This window comes from Brevibacterium sp. SIMBA_078 (assembly GCF_046534565.1).
Taxonomy (GTDB): Bacteria; Actinomycetota; Actinomycetes; order Actinomycetales; family Brevibacteriaceae; genus Brevibacterium.
This window is the reverse complement of the sequence record NZ_JAWRYQ010000368.1, coordinates 1-256: the sequence shown is the minus strand read 5'-3', so window position 1 is coordinate 256 and position 256 is coordinate 1. Positions and strand designations below refer to the sequence as shown.

Below are 256 nucleotides of genomic sequence, written 5' to 3'. Positions count from 1 at the left end.
CATAAATCAACATGTTGAAAAAACTCTGGCATTTGCCCGGGCACAAACCCTAAGCAGTGACGTTCGTTCACAGGGTGTAAGCTTAGCGACTTTGATACCGGTACATTAATCGATGAATTGCGATTTTTAGCAAAACAGGCCTGCACAATTACGCATACTGAATCATCCTGAATTGCTTTGGCGAGCACTTGTGTGCTGCTTTTCCCTTCACGTAATATTTCTACCGACAAAGAAAATGGCTTTTCAGCCAACAAAG

The 256-nt window shown here is 42.6% G+C and carries 1 protein-coding gene; it reads right to left on the bottom strand.

Translation table 11 applies throughout. The annotated features are described in order from the left end of the window. A partial coding sequence (locus tag SB749_RS20065; protein WP_410711856.1) for an acyl-CoA thioesterase domain-containing protein occupies positions 1-256 on the bottom strand: 256 nt, incomplete at both ends.